Annotated in this window: 22 protein-coding genes; 11 read left to right on the top strand and 11 right to left on the bottom strand. The window is 70.8% G+C overall.

All coding sequences use genetic code 11. The annotated features are described in order from the left end of the window. Window positions 1-34: 34 nt before the first annotated feature. From ACIQM3_RS05170 to ACIQM3_RS05155, 4 genes are read right to left on the bottom strand one after another with little or no spacing between them, the layout of a single operon-like run. Window positions 35-685, bottom strand: coding sequence for a GTP-binding protein (locus tag ACIQM3_RS05170; RefSeq protein WP_401618936.1), 651 nt, complete (start codon window positions 683-685; stop codon window positions 35-37). Next, window positions 666-1,079 carry a DUF742 domain-containing protein gene (locus tag ACIQM3_RS05165; RefSeq protein WP_103513691.1) on the bottom strand — a complete coding sequence of 138 codons (414 nt, stop codon included), beginning with the start codon at window positions 1,077-1,079 and terminating at the stop codon, window positions 666-668. The genes ACIQM3_RS05170 and ACIQM3_RS05165 overlap by 20 nt, the downstream gene beginning before the upstream one ends. Beyond that, the gene (locus ACIQM3_RS05160; protein WP_401618933.1) at window positions 1,076-1,555 is read right to left on the bottom strand and encodes a roadblock/LC7 domain-containing protein; all 480 of its coding nucleotides are present in this window, start codon (window positions 1,553-1,555) and stop codon (window positions 1,076-1,078) included. The genes ACIQM3_RS05165 and ACIQM3_RS05160 overlap by 4 nt, the downstream gene beginning before the upstream one ends. Continuing rightward, window positions 1,552-4,497, bottom strand: a complete 2,946-nt coding sequence (locus ACIQM3_RS05155) for a nitrate- and nitrite sensing domain-containing protein (protein ID WP_401618931.1) — start codon at window positions 4,495-4,497, stop codon at window positions 1,552-1,554. The genes ACIQM3_RS05160 and ACIQM3_RS05155 overlap by 4 nt, the downstream gene beginning before the upstream one ends. A gap of 369 nt (window positions 4,498-4,866) precedes the next feature. On the opposite strand from ACIQM3_RS05155, the gene ACIQM3_RS05150 reads away from it, so the two are divergent. Further along, window positions 4,867-5,652, top strand: coding sequence for a protein phosphatase 2C domain-containing protein (locus tag ACIQM3_RS05150; protein WP_401618928.1), 786 nt, complete (start codon window positions 4,867-4,869; stop codon window positions 5,650-5,652). Between the two features lie 34 nt (window positions 5,653-5,686). Here the strand turns inward: ACIQM3_RS05150 and ACIQM3_RS05145 are convergent, their stop codons facing one another. Then, window positions 5,687-6,184, bottom strand: coding sequence for a MarR family winged helix-turn-helix transcriptional regulator (locus ACIQM3_RS05145; RefSeq protein WP_401618925.1), 498 nt, complete (start codon window positions 6,182-6,184; stop codon window positions 5,687-5,689). Between the two features lie 236 nt (window positions 6,185-6,420). Here ACIQM3_RS05145 and ACIQM3_RS05140 point away from each other — a divergent pair, with 236 nt between their 5' ends. Both ACIQM3_RS05140 and ACIQM3_RS05135 read left to right on the top strand, forming a co-directional pair. Next, on the top strand, window positions 6,421-7,266 hold the full coding sequence (locus ACIQM3_RS05140) for a lysozyme (RefSeq protein WP_401618922.1): 846 nt from the start codon (window positions 6,421-6,423) through the stop codon (window positions 7,264-7,266). 182 nt (window positions 7,267-7,448) lie between these two features. Then, window positions 7,449-8,201 carry a polysaccharide deacetylase family protein gene (locus ACIQM3_RS05135; protein WP_401620002.1) on the top strand — a complete coding sequence of 251 codons (753 nt, stop codon included), beginning with the start codon at window positions 7,449-7,451 and terminating at the stop codon, window positions 8,199-8,201. 93 nt (window positions 8,202-8,294) lie between these two features. Here ACIQM3_RS05135 and lon read toward each other — a convergent pair whose 3' ends face one another. Continuing rightward, a complete protein-coding gene (lon, locus tag ACIQM3_RS05130; RefSeq protein WP_401618920.1) occupies window positions 8,295-10,724 on the bottom strand; it encodes an endopeptidase La in 2,430 nt (809 codons plus the stop codon). Between the two features lie 129 nt (window positions 10,725-10,853). Between lon and ACIQM3_RS05125 the strand changes: the two genes are divergently transcribed. The 6 genes from ACIQM3_RS05125 (at window position 10,854) to ACIQM3_RS05100 (ending at window position 18,843) form a co-directional block, all read left to right on the top strand. Then, complete coding sequence (locus ACIQM3_RS05125) at window positions 10,854-11,681, top strand: nucleotidyltransferase domain-containing protein (RefSeq protein ID WP_401618917.1); 828 nt, start codon at window positions 10,854-10,856, stop codon at window positions 11,679-11,681. A 95-nt stretch (window positions 11,682-11,776) separates the two neighbouring features. Further along, on the top strand, window positions 11,777-12,460 hold the full coding sequence (locus ACIQM3_RS05120; protein ID WP_401618914.1) for a spermidine synthase: 684 nt from the start codon (window positions 11,777-11,779) through the stop codon (window positions 12,458-12,460). 233 nt (window positions 12,461-12,693) lie between these two features. Beyond that, entirely contained in the window at window positions 12,694-13,431 is a 738-nt protein-coding gene (locus tag ACIQM3_RS05115; RefSeq protein WP_014154105.1) for a response regulator transcription factor, read from the top strand. Further along, window positions 13,428-14,504 carry an ATP-binding protein gene (locus tag ACIQM3_RS05110; RefSeq protein WP_401618911.1) on the top strand — a complete coding sequence of 359 codons (1,077 nt, stop codon included), beginning with the start codon at window positions 13,428-13,430 and terminating at the stop codon, window positions 14,502-14,504. The genes ACIQM3_RS05115 and ACIQM3_RS05110 overlap by 4 nt, the downstream gene beginning before the upstream one ends. Before the next feature lie 259 nt (window positions 14,505-14,763). Then, complete coding sequence (locus tag ACIQM3_RS05105; RefSeq protein ID WP_401618908.1) at window positions 14,764-18,570, top strand: multifunctional oxoglutarate decarboxylase/oxoglutarate dehydrogenase thiamine pyrophosphate-binding subunit/dihydrolipoyllysine-residue succinyltransferase subunit; 3,807 nt, start codon at window positions 14,764-14,766, stop codon at window positions 18,568-18,570. Window positions 18,571-18,660: 90 nt separating this feature from the next. Further along, on the top strand, window positions 18,661-18,843 hold the full coding sequence (locus ACIQM3_RS05100) for a DUF6104 family protein (RefSeq protein ID WP_003961784.1): 183 nt from the start codon (window positions 18,661-18,663) through the stop codon (window positions 18,841-18,843). On the opposite strand, the gene ACIQM3_RS05095 is transcribed toward ACIQM3_RS05100, so the two are convergent. Next, on the bottom strand, window positions 18,844-19,716 hold the full coding sequence (locus ACIQM3_RS05095; protein WP_401618906.1) for a hypothetical protein: 873 nt from the start codon (window positions 19,714-19,716) through the stop codon (window positions 18,844-18,846). It lies immediately after the preceding gene. 169 nt (window positions 19,717-19,885) lie between these two features. Here ACIQM3_RS05095 and ACIQM3_RS05090 point away from each other — a divergent pair, with 169 nt between their 5' ends. Together ACIQM3_RS05090 and ACIQM3_RS05085 are read left to right on the top strand one after the other, a co-directional pair. Beyond that, window positions 19,886-20,743, top strand: coding sequence for a DUF4097 family beta strand repeat-containing protein (locus tag ACIQM3_RS05090; RefSeq protein ID WP_401618903.1), 858 nt, complete (start codon window positions 19,886-19,888; stop codon window positions 20,741-20,743). A gap of 1 nt (window position 20,744) precedes the next feature. Further along, window positions 20,745-21,722 carry a helix-turn-helix transcriptional regulator gene (locus ACIQM3_RS05085; RefSeq protein ID WP_401618901.1) on the top strand — a complete coding sequence of 326 codons (978 nt, stop codon included), beginning with the start codon at window positions 20,745-20,747 and terminating at the stop codon, window positions 21,720-21,722. A 51-nt stretch (window positions 21,723-21,773) separates the two neighbouring features. Here the strand turns inward: ACIQM3_RS05085 and ACIQM3_RS05080 are convergent, their stop codons facing one another. From ACIQM3_RS05080 to ACIQM3_RS05065, 4 genes are read right to left on the bottom strand one after another with little or no spacing between them, the layout of a single operon-like run. Next, a complete protein-coding gene (locus ACIQM3_RS05080; RefSeq protein ID WP_401618898.1) occupies window positions 21,774-22,346 on the bottom strand; it encodes a Clp protease N-terminal domain-containing protein in 573 nt (190 codons plus the stop codon). Beyond that, the gene (locus tag ACIQM3_RS05075; RefSeq protein ID WP_033298277.1) at window positions 22,346-22,555 is read right to left on the bottom strand and encodes a sigma factor-like helix-turn-helix DNA-binding protein; all 210 of its coding nucleotides are present in this window, start codon (window positions 22,553-22,555) and stop codon (window positions 22,346-22,348) included. Before ACIQM3_RS05075 ends, ACIQM3_RS05080 begins: the two co-directional genes overlap by 1 nt. Before the next feature lie 31 nt (window positions 22,556-22,586). Beyond that, the gene (locus ACIQM3_RS05070; protein ID WP_401618895.1) at window positions 22,587-23,135 is read right to left on the bottom strand and encodes a GNAT family N-acetyltransferase; all 549 of its coding nucleotides are present in this window, start codon (window positions 23,133-23,135) and stop codon (window positions 22,587-22,589) included. After that, complete coding sequence (locus tag ACIQM3_RS05065; RefSeq protein WP_401618893.1) at window positions 23,132-24,097, bottom strand: zinc-binding dehydrogenase; 966 nt, start codon at window positions 24,095-24,097, stop codon at window positions 23,132-23,134. Before ACIQM3_RS05065 ends, ACIQM3_RS05070 begins: the two co-directional genes overlap by 4 nt. Between the last annotated feature and the right edge of the window lie 95 nt (window positions 24,098-24,192).

Genomic DNA, 24,192 nt, shown 5'->3' with positions numbered 1-24,192 from the left:
GGTTCTCCGTTACGTGTACTGGGCGCGTCTGTCGTTACTCGGGGGCGGCATCGAGTGCGTGGCCCACCAGGGCGAGCAGCGACTCGACGACGGTGATCCTCTTACGCGCATCCATGATCACAACAGGCACGTGCGGGGCTATTGTCAGGGCCTCCCTGACGTCGTCCTCCTCGTAGCCGGTCGTTCCCTCGAAGTGGTTGACGGCCACGATGTAGGGAAGGCCGCAGCTCTCGAAGTAGTCGAGCGCGGCGAAGCAGTCGGCGAGGCGCCGTGTGTCGGCCAGGACGACGGCGCCGATCGCGCCGCGCACCAGGTCGTCCCACATGAACCAGAAGCGCTGCTGGCCGGGTGTTCCGAAGACGTACAGGACGAGGTCGTCGTCCAGTGTGAGGCGGCCGAAGTCCATCGCGACGGTCGTGGTGACCTTGTCGGGCGTGGCCGAGAGATCGTCGGTCTCCTCGCTGGCCTGCGTCATCAGCGCTTCGGTCTGCAGCGGGGTTATCTCGGAGACCGAGCCGACGAAGGTCGTCTTGCCCACGCCGAACCCGCCGGCGACCACGATCTTGGTCGCGATCGGCGCGCGGGTGTGGTCGAGCTGCCAGGTCTGCACCGGCTCGTCGGGCCGCTCCTGCGGCCCTCGCTGACGCGGAGTGAAGAGCGGCGCCTCAGAGACGGCGGAGTCCATTGAGCACCCTTTCGAGCAGCGCGCGGTCGGGCTGGCCGGTGCCGTGACCGGTTCCGTAGACGCGGATCTTTCCCTGGTCGGCCAAGTCGCTGAGCAGCACACGGACCACGCCGAGCGGCATCTTCAGCAGGGCGGAGATCTCCGCGACCGTACGCATACGGCGGCAGAGTTCGACGATGGCGTGCAGCTCGGGCATGACGCGCGAGGCGAGGTTGCCGTTCGTGAGCTCGCGGCGCTCCTCGGGGGCGTCCAGCGCCGCGACGAACGTCTCGACCAGCAGGACGTGGCCGAAGCGGGTGCGGCCTCCGGTGAGGGAGTACGGACGGACCCGTGCGGCCTTGCGGTCGGCACCGCGGACCGGGAGTTTTCGTACGGGTTCAGCAGCTGACGTCACTGGGTGCTCTCCATCGATTTGCGCAGCTCACTGCGGAGTTCGGGGGTGAGTACGTGTCCGGCGCGGCCGACGAAGAGCGCCATGTGGTAGGCGATGACGCTCATGTCGCAGTCGGGGGTGGCGTGCACACCGAGCAGGGAACCGTCACTGACCGACATGACGAAGACGCTGCCCTCGTCCATGGCGACCATCGTCTGCTTGACGCCACCGCCGTCCATCAGCTTGGCGGCGCCGATCGTGAGGGACCCGATGCCGGAGACGATGGTGGCGAGGTCGGCGCTGGAACCCTTGGGGCCCGTCCGCCGTCCTCCGGCCTCGGCCGTCGCGAGACCGGGGTCCGAGGAGAGCAGCATCAGTCCGTCGGACGAGACGACGGTGACCGAGTGGACCCCTGGCACCTCCTCCACGAGATTGCTCAGCAACCAGTGAAGGTTCCGGGCCTCGGCGCTCAGCCCGAATGTGCTGGGTGCAGTCAACTGCGTGCCTCCTCGACTGTGTCCCCCGTCTCATCGATGCGACCGTCGGTACGGTCGTGGTCGGTCTGTGGGCCGGTGTCGGCGATCTCCGCCTCGACATCGCGGCGGCCGTCCTTCGCGCCCTGGTGGAACCCGCCGAGCCTGCGGCGCAGGGCCTCCTTGTCCAGGGTCCCCTTGCGCTCGGTGGCCGGGGCCGTCGGCGGTGCCGCGATCTTCGGGGTGCGCTTGGGCAGCCCCTTGTCCGTGAGGCGTTCGGGCAGCGGCGCCGGGTCGGGCACCTCCTCGCCCAGTCCGGTCAACGGCTGCCGGGGGCCGGGAAGGGCGTCGGCGGCGGGCTGGGCGGCCGGCGCCGCGGGCGCGGGGGCAGGAGCGGGGCTCGTGTCGGCGGCGCGCTCGTGGCGGTCGGGGCCGATGGCGTACGGGCTCGGCGCGTCCTGCTGCGCGGGCAGCCGGACCTGCATCGTGGTCTCGGACTCGGACTCGGGCTCGGGCTCGGACTCAGTCTCGGTCTCGGGCTCGGACTCCTCGCCGGCGCCGGGTCCGGTCGCGGGTCCGGCCTCCGGCACGGGCGCGGACGCCGGCTCCGCCACGGGCTCGGCCGCGGCGGGCGCGGTCGGCTCCGGGGCGGTCGGCTCCGGGGCGGTCGGCTCCGGGGCGGTCGGCTCCGGGGCCGCGGGCTGCGGAGTCGCCGTCTGCAGGGTCCGCTCGGCGGCCGCGATCAGCGGGTCGTCGACGGGGTGGGGCGAACGGGGCGGCAGCGCGTTGGAGTTGGCCTCGGCGACCGACCCCGGGAGGTTCAGCGTGGGGGCGTCCCCGGGCAGCGGCACGGGCGGCGGGGAAGCCGCGGGCGGCGTCTTGGGCAGCAGCGCCTGCGGAAGGACGACGACCGCGGTCACCCCGCTCCCCTTCTGTTCGCGCAACTGCACCCGCACGCCGTGGCGGGCCGCCAGCAGCGAGGTCACCTGAAGACCGAGCCCGGCCCCGTCCGCGGCCTGTTCGCCCGCTTCGAAGGACGCCGGGTCGGCCAGCCTGGCATTGAGTTCGCTCATCCGGACCGCCGACATGCCGATGCCCTCGTCCTGCACGGAGAGCATCACCTCCCCGGTCTCCAGCAGCCAGCCGGACAGCTCGACATGGGAGTCCGGCGGCGAGAAGGAGGTCGCGTTCTCCAGGAGTTCGGCGACGAGGTGGCTCAGGTCGTCGGCGGCGAAGCCCGCGATCTGGGCGTGCGGCGGCAGGGACTGGATGGTGACCCGCTCGTACCGCTCGATCTCGCTGACCGCCGCGCGCAGTACGTCGACGAGCGGGATCGGGCCCGCGTGCCCCTGGTTGTGGTCGGTTCCGGCGAGGACCAGCATGTTCTCGCTGTGGCGCCGCATGACGGTGGCCATGTGGTCCAGCTTGAAGAGGGTCGCGAGGCGTTCCGGGTCCTGCTCGCGCTCCTCCAGGCCCTCGATGACGCCGAGCTGGCGCTCGACGAGACCGAGCGTGCGCAGCGACAGGTTGACGAAGGTGTGGTGGACGGTGTTCCGCAGCCGTTCGAGCTGCCTTCCGAGCTCCGCGACCTTGACCTGGAGTTCGGCCCGCTGGAGCGTGAGGGCCTCGCGGCCGGCGATGAGTTCGCCGCGCTCGGTCTGCAGGCCCTCCAGCCGGCCGGTGACGTCGTGGTGCAGTGCGTGCAGCTTGCCGTGGAGGGCGTTGATGGACCGTACGACCTGGGCGAACTCGTCGTTGCGTCCGGTGTAGCGGACCGGTTCGGCGGTCTCGGGCTCGGCGGCGATGCGGCCGGCCCCGATCCGCAGGACGGCGAGCGGCTGGGTGAGGGTGCGGGCCACGGCGGTGGAGACACCGATGGCGATCAGGAGGCAGCCGCCGAGCAGGGCGAGGCGGAGTTCCAGCGCCGTGACGTCGTCGTCGCGCAGCCCTTCCAGGCGCTCGACCTGCGCGGTGCCCAGCGCGGACTCGACTCCGCGCATGCGGTCGATCCGGGCGGAGAGCGCCGCTCCGACCTTCTTGGGGTCGGCTTCCCGGTCGGAGTCGGAGAGCTCGGGCCGGTCGGTGAACCGGGTGAGGTACTTCTCCGCGCTGGTGACCTCGGGTCCGGTCACCGTGGAGGCGAGCCGGTCCCGGGCGGACGGGCCGGCCGCCTGGTCGAAATCGGCGAGCGAGGCGAGCTCGCGCACCCGTGCCTGCTGGGCGGCGGCGCTCAGCTCGTCGCGGTCGCGGTCGTCCTCGCTGCCGCCCTCGTCCTGGGTCTGCACGGGCAGACCGGTGAAGGGGTCGATCTGCTGCTGCGGCTCGGTGCCGGGCACGGCGAGCGCGGCCAGGAGCAGTCCCCTGGTGGCGGAGGCCTGCTCCACGGCACCGCCGAGGGCGAGCGGGGCCCGAGTCGCGTCGGCGGCACGCGGCGGGGTCTTCTCGGCGAGCTCGTCGGCGACGCCGTGGAGCTTGGCGATGACCTCGGAGTACGCCTGGTACGCCTCCATCGCCGAGCCCTTGCCGGTGAGGGCGGTCCTGCGGAGTGAGGGGACGGCGGCGAGGTCCCGGCGCAGCGACGCCGGGGCCGCCTCCCGGATCTCGTCCACCTGCTGGTCGACGCGGGCCGCGGTGCTCGTTGCGCCGGAGGTGCTGTCCTCGTCCTCACGGCCGCCCGCGATGTGGGCGGTGACCTCGTCGCGTTCGTCCGCGAGGGAGTGCGCGAGGGTGATCGCCTGCTGGTTCAACTCGGCGAGCGTGACCAGCCGCTGGGACTCGTTGAGATCGGAGGATGCGCCGAGGGCCGCCGGGGCGCCCGCCGCGATGACGGTGATCCCTACGACGGCGACGCCGGCGACGAGCCGGCTGCGTACCCGCACGGTCCGCTTGGAGGCACCCGCTGCCGGAGGCATCGCCCCGGACTCCTCGCGCGCGCTGTCCTTGCTCCGAGGCCGCTTCTTCTGCACCGGTGCTCGCAATCTTGACTCGTCCGCCTTGAAGCAGAGGTGACGCACGGTCACGTGAATGGGCGCCCCGCCCTGGTGTGCGCCGTACGGCTTCCGACCATTCCAGCGCTTTTGGGAGGGGGCCGTGCATCAACCGCTCCGCCACTCGAACGAGTGAACATCACTCCGGAGTTGGCGAACAAGTCTCCCCACAGGCGCCGCGGGCCATGCATCGGCCGCCGGGTGGAACTTCGGGCCAGGCTTTGGCAGTATGCCCGCCCGCATATGCACGGAGCACGGGATTCCGTGGATGAGGGTCATCTGACCTGCCGGTACGGTCCAACCGCGGTATTGCGGGGGGCCCGTGAAGACATCGTGCAGACTGGCCGGATGCGCATCGAACTCGCCACCGAGCCCGGCAGCCCCGAACGCCCCAACGAGGACTGGGCGTCGGCCACCGTGCCTGCGGCAGGCCAGGGCGGCACCCTCGTCCTGCTCGACGGCGTCACGCCCCCCTCGGGCAGTGACGGCTGCACGCACTCGGTTCCGTGGTTCACCGCGCGGCTCGGGGGGTCCCTGGCCGAACTGTCCGCTTCGCGGCGGGATCTGACACTGTCCGAGATCCTCTCGATGTCCATCCGGCGCACCGCCGACACACACCGTTCCCTGTGTGACCTTTCTCACCCGCGCACACCTCAGGCAACGGTGGTCCTGGCGCGTTGGGACGACGAGCGGGTCGAGCACCTGGTGCTCTCCGACTCGGCACTGCTCGTGGAGGCGCCCGACGGCACGGTCCGGCCGCTCCTCGACGACCGGATCGACCGGCTGCCGCCGGGCTCGCTCGCCTCGGAGGAGATCGCGGACGCGCGAGTGCGGAACAAGGAGGGCGGTTTCTTCACGGCTGCCGCGGACCCCTCGGTGTCGTCACGCGCGGTGACGGGTGAGACCCCGCGGGCCGAGGTCCGGGCACTGGCGGCGCTGACGGACGGGGCGAGCCGCTGGACGGAGAAGTTCCGGGAGGGCGACTGGACCGACACCCTGGGTGTGCTCCGCAAGGCGGGGCCGCAGGGGCTGATCGACCGGGTCAGGGAGCTGGAGCGGGCCGACACCGGCCGGGTGCATCTGCGCCGCGGCAAGACGCATGACGACGCGACAGCGGTTCTTGTGGAGCTGTGACGGCCGCCGCCGGGGCGCTCCGCGACCCGGCGGCTCAGTCCTCGGCGCGCTCGTTGAAGTGGTGCAGCAGCCGTGCCAACTCCGCGACCTCGGCCCGGTCCCAGTCGGCGAGCTTGAGGGCGTAACGGCTCCGGCGTGCGTCACGGACGCTGCGGAAGCGTGCGAGTCCTTCCTCGGTGAGGTGGACGAGCGAGGCACGGCCGTCCGCCGGGTCGGTCTCCCGCGCCACCAGGCCGAGGCCCTCCAGGGCGCGCAGCTGACGGCTCACCGTCGCCTTGCCCACGCCGAAGTAGGCGGCGAGATCGGTGGCGCGCTGCCGCCCCGCGGACTCCAGCCGTACGAGAAGTCCGTAGGCCGAGGCTTCCAGATCCGGATGGACCTCGCGGGCCATCTCCCCCGAATTGGCCCGCGCCCGGCGCAGAAAGACAGCCAACTCACGCTCCAAGGCGAGGAATTCATGGTCCACACCACTCCCGGCCGTCGCACCGGGTTCACCGCCGCTTCCGCTCCCGTGCACGTCAGCACCCCTCATACGCTTTCCCGCCGATGAAAGTTTCTTTCAACTCCGGCCATCGCCGCAGTTGGGCCAGTATTTCGCAGGCGTAGACCTCCGGCACCGGCCAGGCCCCCTTCCGGAGGGCGGGTCTACGTGCGTAGCTTCGTGAGTGCCACGGGTGGCATGTCCACACCATGGCGCACGCACCGCAGGAGCGTCCCGCACCCGCTCCTGGGCCATGAGCTCCCCCACCGAGCCCTCGGAGGCACGCAATGCCCGTGCTCAGATCCGGATCCGCAGCTTCAGCCGGCCGCCCCCGCCTCTTCGCGGCAGGCACACTCCTCGCCACCCTCGCCCTTCTGGTCACGCTGCCCGGCGCGGCGTCCGCCGCCGACACCGCGACCGTCCCCGAACGGGGTACGGCCAGGATGGGCCAGGGCGTCATAGCCCATGACGGCCAGGGCGGCGGCGCCCCCACGGGGACGAACGCCGTCCAGACCGAGGGTGTGGACGTCAGCAGCCACCAGGGCAACGTCGCCTGGTCGACCCTGTGGAACAGCGGAGTGAAGTGGGCCTACGTCAAGGCCACCGAGGGGACGTACTACAAGAACACGTACTTCACACAGCAGTACACCGGCTCCTACGACGTCGGCATGATCCGGGGCACTTACCACTTCGCCACTCCGGACACGACCAGCGGCGCGGCCCAGGCGAACTACTTCGTGGACAACGGCGGCGGCTGGTCCAAGGACGGCAGGACCCTGCCCGGCGTGCTGGACATCGAGTGGAATCCGTACGGCGCGCAGTGCTACGGCAAGACCCAGGCCGGCATGGTCGCCTGGATCCGCGACTTCGTGAACACCTACAAGGCGCGGACCGGGCGGGACGCGGTGATCTACACCGCCACCAGCTGGTGGAAGGACTGCACGGGCAACAACGCGGGCTTCGGCGCCACCAACCCGCTCTGGGTGGCCCGCTACAACACCACGGTGGGCGAACTCCCGGCCGGGTGGGGTTACTACACGATGTGGCAGTACACGTCGTCGGGCCCGACGGTCGGCGACCACAACCACTTCAACGGCGCGCTCGACCGCGTGGTGGCACTCGCGAACGGCTGAGCCGGCACAACGCAGGCCCCGGGCCCCGGTGACGAAGCTCCAGGTCACCGGGGCTCCACGCTGCCTCGCAACCCACTACACACTGCGCGTATACACACTATGTATAGTCCTGGCGTGCCGCACCACCGGCGTGCGGTCGAGCCATGGGGAAGTGACGCGCTGTGTCTGTTGTGCCCGGAAAGATGACTCCGTGGGGTACGGGGTTGGCCGCCGCTCTTGTGACGGTGCTCACGCTGACACTCGGCGGCTGCTCGATGGAGACGACGGCTCCCGGGTCGGCGCGCGCCGACGCCGCCTCCGACGCCAAGGGCTCCTTCGGGCAGGCGGACTGCCGCAAGGCCAAGTGCATAGCCCTGACCTTCGACGCCGGGCCCGGGGAGGACACCCCGCGCCTCCTGGACGTCCTCAAGGAGAAGAAGGTGCCGGCCACGTTCTTCCTGCTCGGCAAGAACCACGTGCTCGAACACCCCGACACCGTGCGGCGCATCGAGGCCGAGGGCCACGAGGTCGCCAACCACACCTGGTCGCACGAGATCCTGACCGGGAAGAAGCCCGACGAGATACGCGCCGAACTGGGGAAGACCCAGGACGCGATAGCGAGGATCACGGGCAGGAAGCCGCGGCTGATGCGTCCGCCGCAGGGCCGCACCGACGACACGGTCTCCGAGGTCAGCAAGGAGCTGGGGCTCTCCCAGATCCTCTGGAGCACGACGGCCAAGGACTACTCGACGGACGACTCCGCGCTGATCAGGAAGCGGACTCTCGACCAGGCGGGCAGGGACGGGATCATCCTGTTGCACGACATCTACAAGGGCACGGTGCCCGCGGTGCCGGGCATCATCGACGCTCTGCACAAGGACGGCTACACCTTTGTGACGGTCCCCCAGCTGATGGCCCCCGCCGAGCCCGTTCCCGGCACGGTCTACCGCCCCTGAACCAGCTGGCACGCGGAACGGCCCGCCTTCCGGGGGAAGACGGGCCGTCCGACCGGCCGTCGGCGTGATGCCACGCCCGTCACAGCATGACGCCTACGCGGCGGCCGGGATCCTCTCCGGCGCCTTGGCCGAGGCCGGGGCGAGCGCGATCTCCAGCACCTGGCGGACGTCGGTGACCGGGTGGACGGCCAGCTTCTCCAGCACCTCGGCCGGGACGTCGTCCAGGTCGGCCTCGTTGCGCTGGGGGATCACCACGGTGGTGATGCCCGCGCGGTGTGCCGCCAGCAGCTTCTGCTTGAGGCCGCCGATCGGCAGCACCCGACCGGTCAGCGACACCTCACCGGTCATCGCCACATCCGTACGGACGAGCCGTCCGGAGAGCAGCGAGGCCAGCGCCGTCGTCAGGGTGATACCGGCGCTCGGGCCGTCCTTGGGGACCGCGCCCGCCGGGAAGTGGATGTGCACACCCCGGTCCTTGAGGTCGGCGACCGGCAGCTCCAGCTCCGCGCCGTGCGACCGCAGGAAGCTGAGGGCGATCTGCGCGGACTCCTTCATCACGTCGCCGAGCTGACCGGTCAGGGTCAGTCCGGACGCCCCGGTCTCCGGGTCGGCCAGCGACGCCTCGACGAACAGCACGTCGCCACCCGCTCCGGTCACCGCGAGCCCGGTGGCCACACCCGGCACCGCCGTGCGGCGCTCGGCGGGGTCCTGGGCGGACTCGGGCACGTGGTGCGGCCGGCCGATCAGACCCCGCAGGTCCTCCTCGGCCACCGTGAACGGGAGGTCCCGCTCGCCCAGTTCGTGCTGGGCCGCGACCTTGCGGAGCAGCCGCGCGACGGCCCGCTCCAGATTGCGCACCCCGGCCTCCCGGGTGTACTCGCCGGCCAGCTTGCGCAGCGCGGACTCGTCGAGCCCGACCTCGTCCTTCTCCAGACCGGCCCGCTCCAGCTGGCGCGGGAGCAGGTGGTCCCGTGCGATGACGACCTTCTCGTCCTCGGTGTAACCGTCCAGCGTGACGAGCTCCATGCGGTCGAGCAGGGCCTCCGGAATGGCATCGAGGACGTTGGCCGTGGCCAGGAACACGACATCGCTGAGGTCGAGTTCGACCTCCAGGTAGTGGTCGCGGAAGGTGTGGTTCTGCGCCGGGTCGAGCACTTCGAGCAGGGCGGCCGCCGGGTCGCCCCGGAAGTCCGAACCGACCTTGTCGATCTCGTCGAGCAGGACGACCGGGTTCATCGAGCCGGCCTCCTTGATCGCCCGCACGATGCGTCCGGGAAGCGCGCCGACGTACGTACGCCGATGGCCCCGGATCTCGGCCTCGTCGCGGACACCGCCGAGCGCGACCCGGACGAACTTGCGGCCCATGGCGTGCGCGACGCTCTCGCCGAGCGACGTCTTTCCGACGCCGGGCGGGCCGACCAGCGCCAGCACGGCGCCGCCGCGCCGGCCGCCGACCACGCCCAGTCCGCGTCCGGCACGCCGCTTGCGTACCGCGAGGTACTCGGTGATGCGTTCCTTCACGTCCTGGAGCCCGGCGTGCTCGGCGTCCAGGATCTCCTGGGCGCCCTTGATGTCGTAGGCGTCCTCGGTCCGCTCGGTCCAGGGGAGTTCGAGGACGGTGTCCAGCCAGGTCCGGATCCAGGAGCCCTCGGGGCTCTGGTCGGAGGCGCGCTCCAGCTTCTCGACCTCCTTGAGCGCGGCCTCGCGGACGTGCTCGGGCAGGTCGGCGGCCTCGACGCGGGCCCGGTAGTCGTCGGACTCGTCCTCCGGGTCGCCGTTGAGCTCGGAGAGCTCCTTGCGTACGGCGTCGAGCTGGCGCCGCAGCAGGAATTCGCGCTGCTGCTTGTCGACGCCCTCCTGGACGTCCTTCGCGATGGACTCCGCGACATCCTGCTCGGCGAGGTGTTCGCCGAGCCACTGGATGGCCAGCTTCAGACGGGCGACCGCGTCGACGGTCTCCAGCAGCTGGACCTTCTGATCGGTGGTCAGGAACGGCGAGTACCCGGAGTTGTCGGCGAGCGCGGAGATGTCCTCGATCTGCTGGACCCGGTCGACGACCTGCCAGGCACCGCGCTTCTTCAGCCAGCTGGTGGCGAGCGCCTTGTACTCCTTGGCGAGCTCGGCGGCGGAGCCGGGCAGGGGGACAGGCACGGATACGTCGATCCTGGTGCCCTCCACCCACAGCGCGCTCCCGGGACCACTGGTCCCGGCGCCGATCCGCACACGGTCACGCGCCCTGATGAGGGCGCCCGGGTCACCGTCCGAGAGCCGGCCGACCTGCTCGACCGTGCCCAGGACGCCGGTCCCGGTGTAATTCCCGTCGATGCGCGGCACGAGCAGCACCTCGGGCTTACCGCCTCCGGGCCGCGCGACCGCCTGCGCGGCCTCCACGGCGGCGCGCACCTCCGCGTCAGACAGGTCGAGCGGCACCACCATTCCGGGCAGCACGACCTCGTCGTCGAGCGGCAGCACGGGCAGGTCGATCGGTGTGAACTCCGTCGACGCATTCGACTCAGCAGTCATGATCTCCCCTTCGGCAGGCAAGTTGAGCTATGTGGGCTCAATGCTTGTGAGTCTGCGAATGTTCCCGGGGGCCTGTTCGCTCTCAGCGATCACTCCTGTCCCCCGCTTCCCACCTGCGAGGATCCAGGCATGCACGAAGAGGACAAGGGGCTCGCGACGGACGGGACGATCCGTCGCGAGGGGTCCATCGGCCTCGTGGCCGCACCGTTCGCCCCGGTGGTCGAGGCGGTCCGCGTGCGCGTCCCCGAGGCGTTCGGCCCCTCGCGGCTGCACAGCGCCTACCTCTACGGCAGCATCCCGAGGGGCACGGCCATTCCCGGCGTGTCCGACCTGGACCTGCAGGTGGTCCTGCGCGACGAACCCACCGACGCGGACCGGGCGGCAGCCGAGGAGACCGCCGCCGCCCTGGACGCCGCCTTCCCCGTGATCGACGGGGTCGGCCTGCTCCTCTCCCCCGTCGGTGCCGTGCTCAGCGAAGCGGAGCGCCATGACTTCGGCTTCTTCGTCGCCTGCCTCTGCACCCCGCTGCTGGGCGAGGATCTGGCCGCGCGCCTGCCGCGCTACCGGCCGACCTCGCTGCTCGCCCGTGAGACCAACGGCGATCTGGCGCTCGTGCTCCCCCGGTGGCGCGCCCAGGCCGCCGAAGCCGCCGCCGACGAGGCGCGCCTCAGACTGAGCCGGCGCGTCGCCCGCCGCCTCGTCCGGTCCGCGTTCACGCTGGTCATGCCGGTCTGGGGCGGCTGGACGAGCGACCTGCGGCGGTCCGCCGGAGTGTTCGCGCGCTTCCGCCCGGACGCCCCGGAACGCGCCGCGCAGGTCCGCACGGCCGCCGTCACGGCACGCACCCCCTCGCCCGATCCGGCCGTCCTGGCGATGCTCATCGAGGACCTGGGCCCCTGGCTGGCCGCCGAGTACACCGCGGCGCACGGGACGAAGGCACCGCGCCACGAAGGGTGAGGCCGGGCGAATCCGCTGGTCCGCAGGGCCCGCGACGAGGAAAGATGGACGCCCGGAGAACCAACCGCCGCCGACCGGAGACCGGAGACCGCACCATGCACGCCCCAGACACCCACCGCCCCGTCGTCCTCGACCGGCGCGAAGGGCCGTTCGGCGAGGTCGTCCTGCGCGAGCACGGCGACAACTTCGAGATCATCGCCAACGGATGCTTCCTGATGGACACCTCCGACGGGCGTTCCGAGCGGCTGCTGATCGACGCGGCGCTCTCCGCGCTGCCGCCCGGCCGGCCGGGCCCCTCGGTGCTGATCGGCGGACTCGGCGTCGGCTTCTCGCTGGTGCGGGCCTCCGCCGAGCCGCGCTGGGGCCGGATCGTGGTCGTCGAGCGGGAACAGGCCATCGTGGACTGGCACTGCGACGGACCGCTCGGCAGGATCTCCGGGGCGGCGCTCTCCGATCCGCGCACCGAGATCCTCCGTACGGACCTTGTGGCCCATCTCCGCACGACCACGGAGCGTTACGACGCACTGTGCCTGGACATCGACAACGGCCCCGACTGGACCGTCACCCAGGACAACGGAAACCTCTATTCGCCCGTTGGTCTCGCGTCCTGCCGCGCTCGTCTGACGCCCGGTGGAGTCCTCGCCGTCTGGTCCGCACAGCCATCCGGCGAGTTCGGCGAAGCCTTGCGGAATGCCGGATTCCACGCGGTAAGGACCGAAGAAGTAGCCGTTGCCCGAGGTGTGCCGGACGTGGTCCATCTCGCACTCCGGGACGACTGAACCCCCACCCGGTACCCATGGCCCCGCCCCACCCGCGGATCAGAGGCGCAAGTCCGCCGATCCGTCTCCTTTCCCGTGGGTAACACCTTCACGACGGACAACACCCTGCGTAGCCGAGAGGCACCTTGTGCCTTTACGCTGCTGACCGGCACAAGGGATCACCGACGAAATCCACAAGCGATAACCGTGCCTCCGGGGGAATGGCCTCCGCGAGAACGGGCAGGGGCGGGGCGATGGAACAGACACACACCACCCACAACGGCGTCGCGGCCACCCCCGGGGCTCAGCGCCGGGTGCTGGTGGTAGAGGACGACGCAACAATCGTCGACGCCATTTCCGCCCGGCTGCGGGCCGAGGGCTTCCTGGTGCAGACCGCACTGGACGGGCCCGCAGCCGTGGACGCGGCCGAGGCATGGCAGCCCGACCTGATGGTGCTCGACATCATGCTTCCCGGCTTCGACGGCCTGGAGGTCTGCCGTCGTGTGCAGGCTCAGCGCCCCGTACCGGTGCTGATGCTGACCGCGCGCGACGACGAGACCGACATGCTGGTCGGGCTCGGGGTCGGCGCCGACGACTACATGACCAAGCCGTTTTCGATGCGGGAGCTGGCGGCGCGGGTCCACGTCCTGCTGCGCCGGGTCGAGCGTGCCGCGCTGGCCGCGGTGACGCCGCGCAGCGGCATCCTGCGCCTCGGCGAGCTGGAGATCGACCACGCGCAGCGCCGCGTCAGGGTGCGCGCCGACGACGTCCACCTCACTCCGACCGAGTTCGACCTGCTGGTCTGCCTGGCCAACACACCGCGCGCGGTGCTGTCCCGGGAGCAGCTGCTGGCCGAGGTCTGGGACTGGGCGGACGCCTCCGGGACCCGTACGGTCGACAGCCACATCAAGGCTCTGCGCCGGAAGATCGGCGCCGAGCGGATCCGTACCGTGCACGGCGTCGGCTACGCCCTGGAGACACCAGCGCCATGACGCCGCCCGGCTCGGGACTGCGGCCCTTCTCGATCAAGGCCAAGCTGGGCACGCTCGTGGTGGTCTCCGTGTTCATCACGACCGGACTGCTGATCGTCGCCCTGCGGACCAGGACCGAATTCCGGTTCATCACGGTCTTCTCGGTGATCGCCACTCTGCTGATCACCCAGTTCGTGGCGCACGGTCTGACCGCGCCGCTGGACGAGATGCGCGCCGTCGCCCGGTCGATCTCGCACGGCGACTACACGAGACGGGTGAGCGGCGCCGGGCGGCGTGACGAGCTCGGCGACCTGGCGCAGACGATCAACCGTATGGCGGACGATCTGGAGGCGGAGGACCGGCACCGCAAGGAGCTGGTGGCGAACGTCTCCCATGAGCTGCGCACACCGATCGCGGCACTCAGAGCCGTCCTGGAGAACGTGGTGGACGGGGTGTCCGCCGCCGATCCCGAGACGATGCGTACGGCGCTGAAACAGACCGAACGCCTGGGCAGGCTGGTGGAGACCCTGCTGGACCTCTCCCGGCTGGACAACGGCGTGGTGGCGATCAAGGCGCGCCGCTTCGAGGTCTGGCCGTATCTGTCGGGCGTGCTGAAGGAAGCCAATCTCGCCGCTTCGCAGCGCCGGCTCTCCTCGGGCTCGGGCAACCACTCCCGCACGGACGTCCATCTGCACCTCGACGTGTCGCCGCCCGAGCTGACGGCGTACGCGGACGCGGAACGCCTGCACCAGGTGGTCGCCAACCTCATCGACAACGCCGTCAAGCACAGCCCGCCGCACGGGCGGGTCACCGTGCTGGCGCGGCGCGGGGAACACCCCGAGTCGCTGGAGCTGGAGGTCGTCGACGAGGGGCCCGGCATCCCGGAGGCGGAGCGCCACCGGGTCTTCGAACGCTTCAACCGCGGCCAGGCGCCCTCCCCGCACGGGCCGGGCTCCGACGGCGGTACGGGGCTCGGGCTGGCGATCGCCCGCTGGGCGGTGGATCTGCACGGCGGCCGCATCGGCGTGGCCGAATCCGCCCGTGGCTGCCGAATCCAGGTCACCCTTCCGGGGAACGCCCAGGCGCACGGTTGACCACGTGTTCGAAGCGGAGGGCCCCGTTCTCCCTGCCGTCCGGGAAAGAGATACGGTCCAGGGGGCCTGAGCGCAGGCCTCGCGTACCCGAAGGGCAGCGGAACCCTGCTTGTTTCCCGCCATTTCATGCGCCGAAACCCGCCTTCAGATGTGATGTGCACGACGAAGACCGGCCCGGCCTGCACGTAACGGCTCGGGAGGCGTAGCCTTGATTTCCGCTGTCCATCACCTTGTGAAGCGGAAGAGGGCGGTTGCCGCCGTGTCGTCTCAGTCCCCCAGTAACTCGAGCATCTCGACCGATCAAGAAGCAGGCTCCGGGTCCAACCCGGCGGCAGCTTTCGGCCCCAATGAGTGGCTCGTCGACGAGATCTACCAGCAGTACCTCCAGGACCCGAATTCGGTCGACCGCGCCTGGTGGGACTTCTTCGCCGACTACAAGCCGGGTACGACCGGCACGGCGGACAAGCCTGTCCCCGCACCTGCGGGAGCGGTGACCCCGGCCCCGGCCGCGAGCACCGTGAACAACACCGCTCCGGCACAGGCCGCGCCGCCGGCTCCGGCCGCGCCGGCCAAGCCCGCGGCCGCCGCTCCGGCGGCCCCGGCGAAGGCACCGGCCGCTCCCGCCGCTCCCGCGAAGGCAGCGCCCGCGAAGGCGGCCCCGGCACCTGCGAAGACGGATGCCCCCGCCGAGGCCCCCGCCGGCCCGGAGTACGTGACGCTGCGCGGCCCGTCGGCCGCCGTCGCGAAGAACATGAACGCCTCCCTGGAGCTGCCGACGGCCACGTCGGTCCGCGCCGTGCCGGTGAAGCTGCTCTTCGACAACCGCATCGTCATCAACAACCACCTGAAGCGCGCCCGGGGCGGGAAGATCTCCTTCACGCACCTCATCGGGTACGCGATGGTGCAGGCCCTCAAGGCCATGCCGTCGATGAACTACTCCTTCGCGGTGAAGGACGGCAAGCCGACCCTGGTCAAGCCCGAGCACGTCAACCTCGGCCTGGCCATCGACCTGGTGAAGCCGAACGGCGACCGCCAGCTGGTCGTCGCGGCCATCAAGAAGGCCGAGACGCTCAACTTCTTCGAGTTCTGGCAGGCCTACGAGGACATCGTCCGCAGGGCCCGCGTCGGCAAGCTCGGCATGGACGACTTCTCCGGGGTCACCGCCTCGCTGACGAACCCCGGCGGCATCGGCACGGTCCACTCGGTGCCCCGCCTGATGCCCGGACAGGGCCTCATCATGGGCGTCGGCGCGATGGACTACCCGGCGGAGTTCCAGGGCACCTCGCAGGACACCCTGAACAAGCTGGGCATCTCGAAGGTCATGACCCTGACCTCGACGTACGACCACCGGGTCATCCAGGGCGCCGCGTCCGGCGAGTTCCTCCGCGTCCTGTCCCAGCTGCTGCTCGGCGAGAACGACTTCTACGACGAGATCTTCAAGGCGCTGCGCATCCCCTACGAGCCGGTCCGCTGGCTCAAGGACATCGACGCCTCGCACGACGACGACGTCACCAAGGCCGCGCGGGTCTTCGAGCTGATCCACTCCTACCGGGTCCGCGGTCACGTGATGGCCGACACCGACCCGCTGGAGTACCGCCAGCGTAAGCACCCCGACCTGGACATCACCGAGCACGGCCTCACCCTGTGGGACCTTGAGCGGGACTTCGCGGTCGGCGGTTTCGCCGGCAAGACGATGATGAAGCTCCGCGACATCCTCGGCGTCCTGCGTGAGTCGTACTGCCGCACCACCGGCATCGAGTTCATGCACATCCAGGAGCCGAAGGAGCGCAAGTGGCTCCAGGACCGGGTGGAGCGTCCGCGCCCGGCTCCGGAGCGCGAGGAGCAGCTGCGGATCCTGCGCCGTCTCAACGCCGCCGAGGCGTTCGAGACGTTCCTGCAGACCAAGTACGTCGGCCAGAAGCGGTTCTCGCTGGAGGGCGGCGAGTCCGTCATCCCGCTCCTCGACGCGGTCATCGACTCCGCCGCCGAGGCGCGCCTCGACGAGGTCGTCATCGGCATGGCCCACCGCGGCCGGCTGAACGTCCTGGCGAACATCGTCGGCAAGTCGTACGCGCAGATCTTCCGGGAGTTCGAGGGCAACCTCGACCCGCGGTCGATGCACGGCTCCGGTGACGTCAAGTACCACCTGGGCGCCGAGGGCACCTTCACCGGTCTGGACGGCGAGCAGATCAAGGTCTCGCTGGCCGCCAACCCCTCGCACCTGGAGGCCGTCGACCCGGTCCTCGAGGGCATCGCCCGCGCCAAGCAGGACATCATCAACAAGGGCGGCACGGACTTCACGGTCCTGCCCGTCGCGCTCCACGGCGACGCGGCCTTCGCGGGCCAGGGCGTCGTCGCCGAGACGCTCAACATGTCGCAGCTGCGCGGTTACCGCACCGGCGGCACCGTGCACGTGGTGATCAACAACCAGGTCGGCTTCACCGCCGCCCCGGAGTCCTCGCGCTCCTCGATGTACGCCACGGACGTGGCGCGCATGATCGAGGCGCCGATCATCCACGTCAACGGTGACGACCCGGAGGCCGTGGTGCGTGTCGCGCGCCTCGCCTTCGAGTACCGGCAGACGTTCAACAAGGACGTCGTCATCGACCTCATCTGCTACCGCCGCCGCGGTCACAACGAGGGCGACAACCCGGAGTTCACCAACCCGCAGATGTACACCCTGATCGACAAGAAGCGCTCGGTGCGCAAGCTCTACACCGAGTCCCTCATCGGTCGCGGTGACATCACGCTGGAAGAGGCCGAGCAGGCTCTCCAGGACTTCCAGGGCCAGCTCGAGAAGGTCTTCGCGGAGGTCCGCGAAGCCACCTCGGCGCCGTCCCAGCCCCACGTCCCGGACGTGCAGGCCGAGTTCCCGGTCGCCGTGACCACCGCGGTGTCCTCGGAGGTCGTGAAGCTGGTCGCCGAGTCGCAGGTGAACATCCCCGACGGGATCACCGTGCACCCGCGCCTCCTGCCGCAGATGCAGCGCCGTGCGGCATCCGTGGAGAACGGCACGATCGACTGGGGCATGGGCGAGACCCTGGCCATCGGCTCGCTGCTCATGGAGGGCACCCCGGTCCGGCTCGCAGGCCAGGACACCCGCCGCGGCACGTTCGGCCAGCGCCATGCCGTCCTCGTCGACCAGAAGACCGGCGAGGACTACACCCCGCTGCTCTACCTCTCCGACGACCAGGCCCGTTACAACGTCTACGACTCGCTGCTCAGCGAGTACGCGGCGATGGGCTTCGAGTACGGCTACTCTCTGGCCCGACCGGAGTCCCTGGTCATCTGGGAGGCCCAGTTCGGTGACTTCGTCAACGGCGCGCAGACCGTCGTGGACGAGTTCATCTCCTCGGCCGAGCAGAAGTGGGGCCAGACGTCCGGCGTCACCCTGCTGCTCCCGCACGGTTACGAGGGCCAGGGCCCGGACCACTCGTCCGCCCGCCCGGAGCGTTTCCTGCAGATGTGCGCGCAGGACAACATGACGGTCGCGATGCCCACGCTGCCGTCGAACTACTTCCACCTCCTGCGGTGGCAGGTGCACAACCCGCACCACAAGCCGCTGATCGTCTTCACCCCGAAGTCGATGCTCCGTCTGAAGGCGGCCGCGTCGACGGTGGAGGAGTTCACCACCGGCGGCTTCCGTCCGGTCATCGGTGACGAGTCGGTCAAGGCCGAAGCGGTCCGCAAGGTCGTCTTCGTCTCCGGCAAGCTCTACTACGACCTGGACGCCGAGCGCGAGAAGCGCGGTGACACGGAGACGGCGATCATCCGGCTGGAGCGCCTGTACCCGCTGCCGGGTGCGGAGATCCAGGCCGAGATCGCCAAGTACCCGAACGCCGAGAAGTACCTCTGGGCCCAGGAGGAGCCGGCGAACCAGGGCGCGTGGCCGTTCATCGCGCTCAACCTGATCGACCACCTGGACCTGGCCGTCGGCGCCGACGTCCCGCACGGTGAGCGCCTGCGCCGCATCTCGCGTCCGCACGGCTCGTCCCCGGCGGTCGGCTCGGCCAAGCGCCACCAGGCCGAGCAGGCACAGCTGGTCGCCGAGGTCTTCGAGGCCTGATCAGCGGCTGTACGCCATCGAAGGGCCCGGTCCCGCGCGCATCTCGCGGGGCCGGGCCCTCGGGCTGTCCGGCCTCGTTATTCTGGTCGTATGTACTTCACGGACCGTGGCATCGAGGAACTGGAGAAGCGGCGCGGCGAGGAGGAGGTCACCTTCGAGTGGCTCGCCGAGCAGCTCCGTACGTTCGTCGACCTCAACCCCGACTTCGAGGTCCCCGTCGAGCGCCTCGCGACCTGGCTGGCCCGGCTGGACGACGAGGACGAGGACGAGTAGTCACCGTCCGGGGCTCACGCCGCCCGCACTCCTGAAGCGGTTGTACGCGAGCCCCAGAAGGCCCTGTACGAGAAGGACGAGGCCCGCGGCGATCCAGCCGCCGCTGCGCCGGCGGGCGCCCCACACGGTCAGCGGCAGACCGGCGGCGACCTGTCCCGCCGCCACGGCGCGTGCCCGCGGGCCGAGCACCCAGGGGCCGAGGCTGCCGCTCTCGACGGCGTCGAGTTCCAGGCGCACGGCGTCGCGCCAGCCGGCCCATTCGATCTGTTCCGCCTCCGGGAGGATCCCGGCGACCGAACGCAGCCGGTCGGCGGGCTCGCCGGGCGTGAGACCGGGCGGCAGGCGGACCCCGGCCCGGGCGAGTACGGCGAGCAGTCCGCGGAGCCGGGCATCGGCGTCGGTCCCCGGGTCCTCGCGGGTGAGGGCTTCCAGCGCCTGGACGTCCGTGACGGGGTCGAGGCCCAGCCGGAGTGCGGACGTACGCATGGCTTCCTCCTCGGCGGCCGGGGTGCCGTCGGCGAGCCAGGTGTAGCCGACCGGGCGGCGGAATCCCGAGGCGAGGGTGTAGCCGGAGCGGTCGTCGTCCCACCACAGGGCCAGCACCGGCCAGGTGGAGCCCACGGCGAGGGCGGTGGCCCAGCCACCGACGACGCGGTCGACGGGCTCGGTGCCTGCGTCGGCCGCCGTGGGCCCGTCGGCCGGTGCGCCTCCCTGGGTGTCCTTCCGCCAGGGCTTCCCTTCGGGGACGAGCACGCTCCAGCCGTCCCCGGCGGGCACGAGCAGCAGGCGTTCCCGCAGGAGATGGGCCACGGGCCGTACGGTCTCGGGGTCGGCGCGGCACAGAAGCAGGGCGCCCACGGATGTCGCGGTCATGCCCCACACGCTAGGTCAAATTGCCCGCGTATGAACCATTTACAGCCTCCTCTCACTCTCCCACCAGCACCCGTTCCGGCTGTCTCTTGACTTCTCCGATCCGCGATATATCGTGTTCTCAAGAAGACGCGATATGTTGCGTCGCACCACCCAGTGGGAGGTCAGATCCATGCCTGAGTCGACGTGGACCGTCGCCGAGCCCGAGAAGCTCACCTTCGAGGACCCCGTGACAGCACTCAACGTGCGCATCGTCGACGGCATGATCAATGTCGTCGGCACCGACGAGCCGACCGCCCGGCTGGAGGTCTCCGAGATCGACGGACCCCCACTGGTCGTGACCCTGGAGGGCGGGACCCTCACCGTCACCTACGAGGACCTGCCGTGGCAGGGCATTCTGACCTGGCTCGACCGCAGGGGCCCGCGCCGCAGCGCCGCGATCTCGCTCGCCGTGCCGGCCGGTGCGACGGTGGAGGTCGGTGTCATCGGAGCCGAGGCGGTCGTCTCGGGTATCCAGGGCCGCACGGAGCTGCGCGGCATCTCGGGGGACAGCACCCTGGTGGGTCTCTCCGGGGTCGTCCGGGCCGAGACGGTGTCCGGCAGCCTGGAGGCCCAGACCGTCACCGGAGACCTCCGCTTCCAGTCCGTGTCGGGCGATCTGACGATCGTCGAGGGCGCCGGCACCTCGGTCCGGGCGGAGACCGTCACCGGCCACATGGTGCTCGATCTCGACACCTCCCCGAAGCCGACGGACATCAGACTGACCTCGGTGTCCGGCGAGATCGCCATCCGGCTTCCGCACCCGGCGGACGCGAAGGTCGAGGCGAACACCGCCAGCGGGACCGTCTCCAACGCCTTCGAGGACCTGCGCGTGGGTGGCCAGTGGGGTGCGAAGAAGATCACCGGCACGCTGGGCGCGGGCACGGGGAAGCTGAAGGCGACCACCGTCTCGGGTTCGATCGCCCTGTTGCGCCGTCCACCCGCCCAGGACTCCCCGCAGGACGCCGAGCCGACCGGAAAGGTGCTCTGACATGCCTCCCGTATTCGCCCACGGCCGTCTGCGCCTGTACCTCCTCAAGTTGCTGGACGAGGCCCCCCGCCATGGTTACGAGGTGATCCGGCTCCTGGAGGAGCGCTTCCAGGGGCTGTACGCCCCGTCGGCGGGCACCGTGTATCCGCGGCTGGCCAAGCTGGAGGCCGAGGGCCTGGTCACCCACGCCACCGAGGGCGGCCGCAAGGTCTACTCCATCACCGACGCCGGGCGGGCCGAGCTGGCCGGCCGCGGCGGCGAACTGGCCGATCTGGAGCTGGAGATCCGCGAGTCCGTCTCCGAACTGGCTGCCGAGATCCGTGACGACGTGCGGGGAGCGGCAGGCCAGCTCCGCAGCGAGATGCGCGCGGCGGCTTCCGAGTCCCGCCACACCTCCGGCGGTGGCAAGAGCGGCTGGGACCCCGGTTTCGGGGACAAGGAGGCGTGGCGCACGGCGAAGGAGGAGCTGAGCAAGGCCAAGCAGGAGTGGAAGGAACAGGCCCGCAGGGCGAAGGACGAGTCCCGCAAGGCCCGTGAGGACGCGGACCAGGCCCGTCGCCAGGCCCAGGAGGCGCACGAGAAGGCGCGGGAGCAGATGCAGAACGCCGCGCGCCAGGTCCAGGAGCACTTCGCGCGGGGCGACTGGCCCGCGGGGGTGCGGGACGGACTGGCCGAGATCACCGGTCAGCTGGGCAATTTCGCCAGGACCGGCGCCTGGCCGGTGTACAGCCGTCCGGCAACCGAGGAGCCGGACGTCGAGTGGGCCGCCGACGCGACCACCACCGGTGACCCGGCCCGTGACCTGGACCGCCTGCTGGACCGGTTCCGCGACGACATCCGTGACGCGGCCCGGGACCACGGCGTCACCGAGGTCCAGCTGTCGGAGGCACGCGGTCATCTGGCCTCGGCCGCGACACGCATCGGCTCCCTGCTGCGGTCCTCTGCCGGCGAGGAGAAGGGCGCCCCCGGCACGCCCTGACCCCGCGCACGGCCCGGCCTGAGGATGCCCCGGCCGGGCCGTGCCGCCCGGTCAGCCCGCCCGGGCCCGGCCCTGCCCGCCGTCGCCGTACAGCGCGCGCTCCACTGTCGCGTAGGTGGCCCCATGGTCGGCGAGCACATCGGCGACGACGCCCGGGCAGGCTGTCAGGGCCAGCAGCAGGTGCTCCTCCCCGATGAAGCGGTCACGTCGCCCGAGGGCGACACGCAGGGACTTCTCCAGGATGCCCTTGGCGCCGCTCGTGAAGGGCCGGCGTCCGGACCACCATCGGCGGTTCCGGTGATCGCCCGCCAGGACCCCCTCGCCGTGGGCGCCCTCGACCCGGGCCACGATCTCGGTGACATCGATACCGATACCGGCGAGCGCCTCGGTGTCGGCCTTGGTGAGCCCTCCGCGACGGCGGGCCTCGCCGAGCGCCGCCTCCACCGAGGCGCGCCGGTCGGTGAGTCCGAGGGCGGTGACGGCGAAGGACGCCCGGCTGCCCTCCTGGTCCAGCAAGGAGAGCAGGAGGTGCTCCTCGGTGACGGAGTCCGCTCCGGCCTGCTCGGCGTGGGTCACCGCGCCGGTCACGGTGGCCCGGGCTCCCACGGTGAATCGCTCGAACATCAATGCCTCCCGTACTTCTTGTGCACGGCCTGCCTGCTGACACCCAGCTCGGCAGCGATCTCCTGCCACGACCAGCCCTGGACGCGGGCGCTTCTCACCTGGACGGCTTCGAGTTGTTCGAGCAGCCTTCGCAGCGCCGCCACCGCCCGCAGCCCGACGCGGGGGTCATGGTCGCCGGCACGCGCGGCGAGATCCGTTGCTTCGGTCATGGCGTCAACCTACGTTGACACCAGGGCCTTGTCAACCTTCATTGACATCGTCGGTGGCGAGGCGGGCGTGACGCTCGACGTCGTACCGGACGTCCCCGTAGCGGAGCTTCTGCCGGTCGATGCCCTCCGGGACGAAGCCGGCCCGCAGGGCGACGGCGCAGGAGGCGGGATTGTTCGTCCTGTGCCCGAGCTCAAGCCGGTGGAGGCCCAGTTCACCGAAGGCCCAGCGGGCCAGCGCCCGTACGCCCGCAAGCGCGACGCCCCTCCCCCGAGCTGTTTCGACGGTCCAGTACGAGACCCAGCCGGTGTCGTGGACGTGGTTCACCGCCGCCACGGCCACCGAGCCGAGCGCGACTCCGTCGCGGACGACGGCCCATGTGTACGCGCTGCCCGCCGACCGCTCGCTCTCACGGGCGTCGATCCATTCCAGCGCCTCGGCGGCGTCCGTGACGGGCCGGCCAGCCTGTCGCGCCATCTCCTCGGGCACGAAGGCGCGGAGTACCGCCGGGGCGTCCTCGGGTCGCCAGGGCCGCAGCAACAGCCCTTCGGGCGTCGACAGTTCCGTGACCTGCCGCCTCACGACGCGGTGAGCACGATCTTCCCGAACAGGTCTCCGGCGGCGAGCCGCTCGAAGCCTTCGCGGGCCCGGTCCAGCGGCAGGGTCTCGTCGATCACGGGCCGTACACCGGTGGCCGCGCAGAACGACAACAGGTCCTCCAGCTCGTCCTTGGAGCCCATCGTGGAGCCGACGATCTTGAGTTCCAGGAAGAAGATCCGGGTCAGCTCCGCGTGCGAGGGCCGGTCGCCGCTGGTGGCGCCCGAGATGACCAGGGTGCCGCCGGGCCGCAGCGACTTGACCGAGTGGGACCAGGTCGCCGCTCCGACGGTCTCGATGACGGCGTCGACACGCTTCGGCAGCCGGGCGCCGGGCATGTAGGCCTCGACGGCTCCCAGTTCGACAGCCCGCTTGCGCTTGGCCTCGTCACGGCTGGTGGCGAACATCCGGAGCCCGGCGGCCTTGCCGAGCACGATCGCGGCGGTGGCCACACCGCCGCCCGCCCCCTGCACGAGGACGGAGTCCCCGGGCCGTACGCCGGCGTTCGTGAACAGCATCCGGTACGCCGTCAGCCAGGCGGTCGGCAGGCAGGCGGCCTGCTCGAAGGTGAGCTCCTTGGGCTTGGGCAGCACGTTCCAGCTGGGCACGGTGACCTGCTCGGCGAACGTGCCCTGGTAGCGCTCGGTGAGGATGGAGCGCGGTTCGTCCGGGCCGACGCCGTGGCCCGTCTGGCCGATGACGGAGTGCAGGACGACCTCGTTGCCGTCCTGGTCGATGCCGGCGGCGTCGCAGCCGAGGATCATGGGCAGCTTGTCCTCGGCGAGGCCCACACCTCGCAGGGACCAGAGGTCGTGATGGTTGAGCGATGCGGCTCTGACCTGGACGGTGGTCCAGCCGGGGCGGCTCTCGGGTGAGGGGCGTTCGCCCAGCTCAAGGCCGTCGAGCGGCTGGTCACGGTCGATGCGTGCGGCGTAGGCGGCGAACATGGCCATGACGATAGGCCGTGACGCGTCGTGACGTAACCGTCCGAGAGTGTGACACGCGCCGCGCCGCAGGCGAGCCTGGGCGAAACCCGGCCCGC

It is taken from the genome of Streptomyces sp. NPDC091271 (assembly GCF_044757505.1).
In the GTDB taxonomy this organism is placed as follows: Bacteria; Actinomycetota; Actinomycetes; order Streptomycetales; family Streptomycetaceae; genus Streptomyces.
The sequence above is the reverse complement of the archived record's forward strand: the minus strand, read 5'-3'. Positions and strand labels throughout refer to the sequence as shown.

Excerpts from the sequence above, each read along its gene's own strand:
- ACIQM3_RS05100 (WP_003961784.1), top strand. The coding sequence starts at position 18,661 with ATGTACTTCACGGACCGTGGCATCGAGGAACTGGAGAAGCGGCGCGGC.
- ACIQM3_RS05140 (WP_401618922.1), top strand. The coding sequence starts at position 6,421 with ATGCCCGTGCTCAGATCCGGATCCGCAGCTTCAGCCGGCCGCCCCCGC.
- ACIQM3_RS05145 (WP_401618925.1), bottom strand. The coding sequence starts at position 6,184 with ATGAGGGGTGCTGACGTGCACGGGAGCGGAAGCGGCGGTGAACCCGGT.
- ACIQM3_RS05065 (WP_401618893.1), bottom strand. The coding sequence starts at position 24,097 with ATGTTCGCCGCCTACGCCGCACGCATCGACCGTGACCAGCCGCTCGAC.
- ACIQM3_RS05095 (WP_401618906.1), bottom strand. The coding sequence starts at position 19,716 with ATGACCGCGACATCCGTGGGCGCCCTGCTTCTGTGCCGCGCCGACCCC.
- ACIQM3_RS05125 (WP_401618917.1), top strand. The coding sequence starts at position 10,854 with ATGCACGAAGAGGACAAGGGGCTCGCGACGGACGGGACGATCCGTCGC.
- ACIQM3_RS05150 (WP_401618928.1), top strand. The coding sequence starts at position 4,867 with ATGCGCATCGAACTCGCCACCGAGCCCGGCAGCCCCGAACGCCCCAAC.
- ACIQM3_RS05110 (WP_401618911.1), top strand. The coding sequence starts at position 13,428 with ATGACGCCGCCCGGCTCGGGACTGCGGCCCTTCTCGATCAAGGCCAAG.
- ACIQM3_RS05080 (WP_401618898.1), bottom strand. The coding sequence starts at position 22,346 with ATGTTCGAGCGATTCACCGTGGGAGCCCGGGCCACCGTGACCGGCGCG.
- ACIQM3_RS05085 (WP_401618901.1), top strand. The coding sequence starts at position 20,745 with ATGCCTCCCGTATTCGCCCACGGCCGTCTGCGCCTGTACCTCCTCAAG.
- ACIQM3_RS05120 (WP_401618914.1), top strand. The coding sequence starts at position 11,777 with ATGCACGCCCCAGACACCCACCGCCCCGTCGTCCTCGACCGGCGCGAA.
- ACIQM3_RS05075 (WP_033298277.1), bottom strand. The coding sequence starts at position 22,555 with ATGACCGAAGCAACGGATCTCGCCGCGCGTGCCGGCGACCATGACCCC.
- ACIQM3_RS05135 (WP_401620002.1), top strand. The coding sequence starts at position 7,449 with ATGACTCCGTGGGGTACGGGGTTGGCCGCCGCTCTTGTGACGGTGCTC.
- lon (WP_401618920.1), bottom strand. The coding sequence starts at position 10,724 with ATGACTGCTGAGTCGAATGCGTCGACGGAGTTCACACCGATCGACCTG.
- ACIQM3_RS05170 (WP_401618936.1), bottom strand. The coding sequence starts at position 685 with ATGGACTCCGCCGTCTCTGAGGCGCCGCTCTTCACTCCGCGTCAGCGA.
- ACIQM3_RS05115 (WP_014154105.1), top strand. The coding sequence starts at position 12,694 with ATGGAACAGACACACACCACCCACAACGGCGTCGCGGCCACCCCCGGG.
- ACIQM3_RS05090 (WP_401618903.1), top strand. The coding sequence starts at position 19,886 with ATGCCTGAGTCGACGTGGACCGTCGCCGAGCCCGAGAAGCTCACCTTC.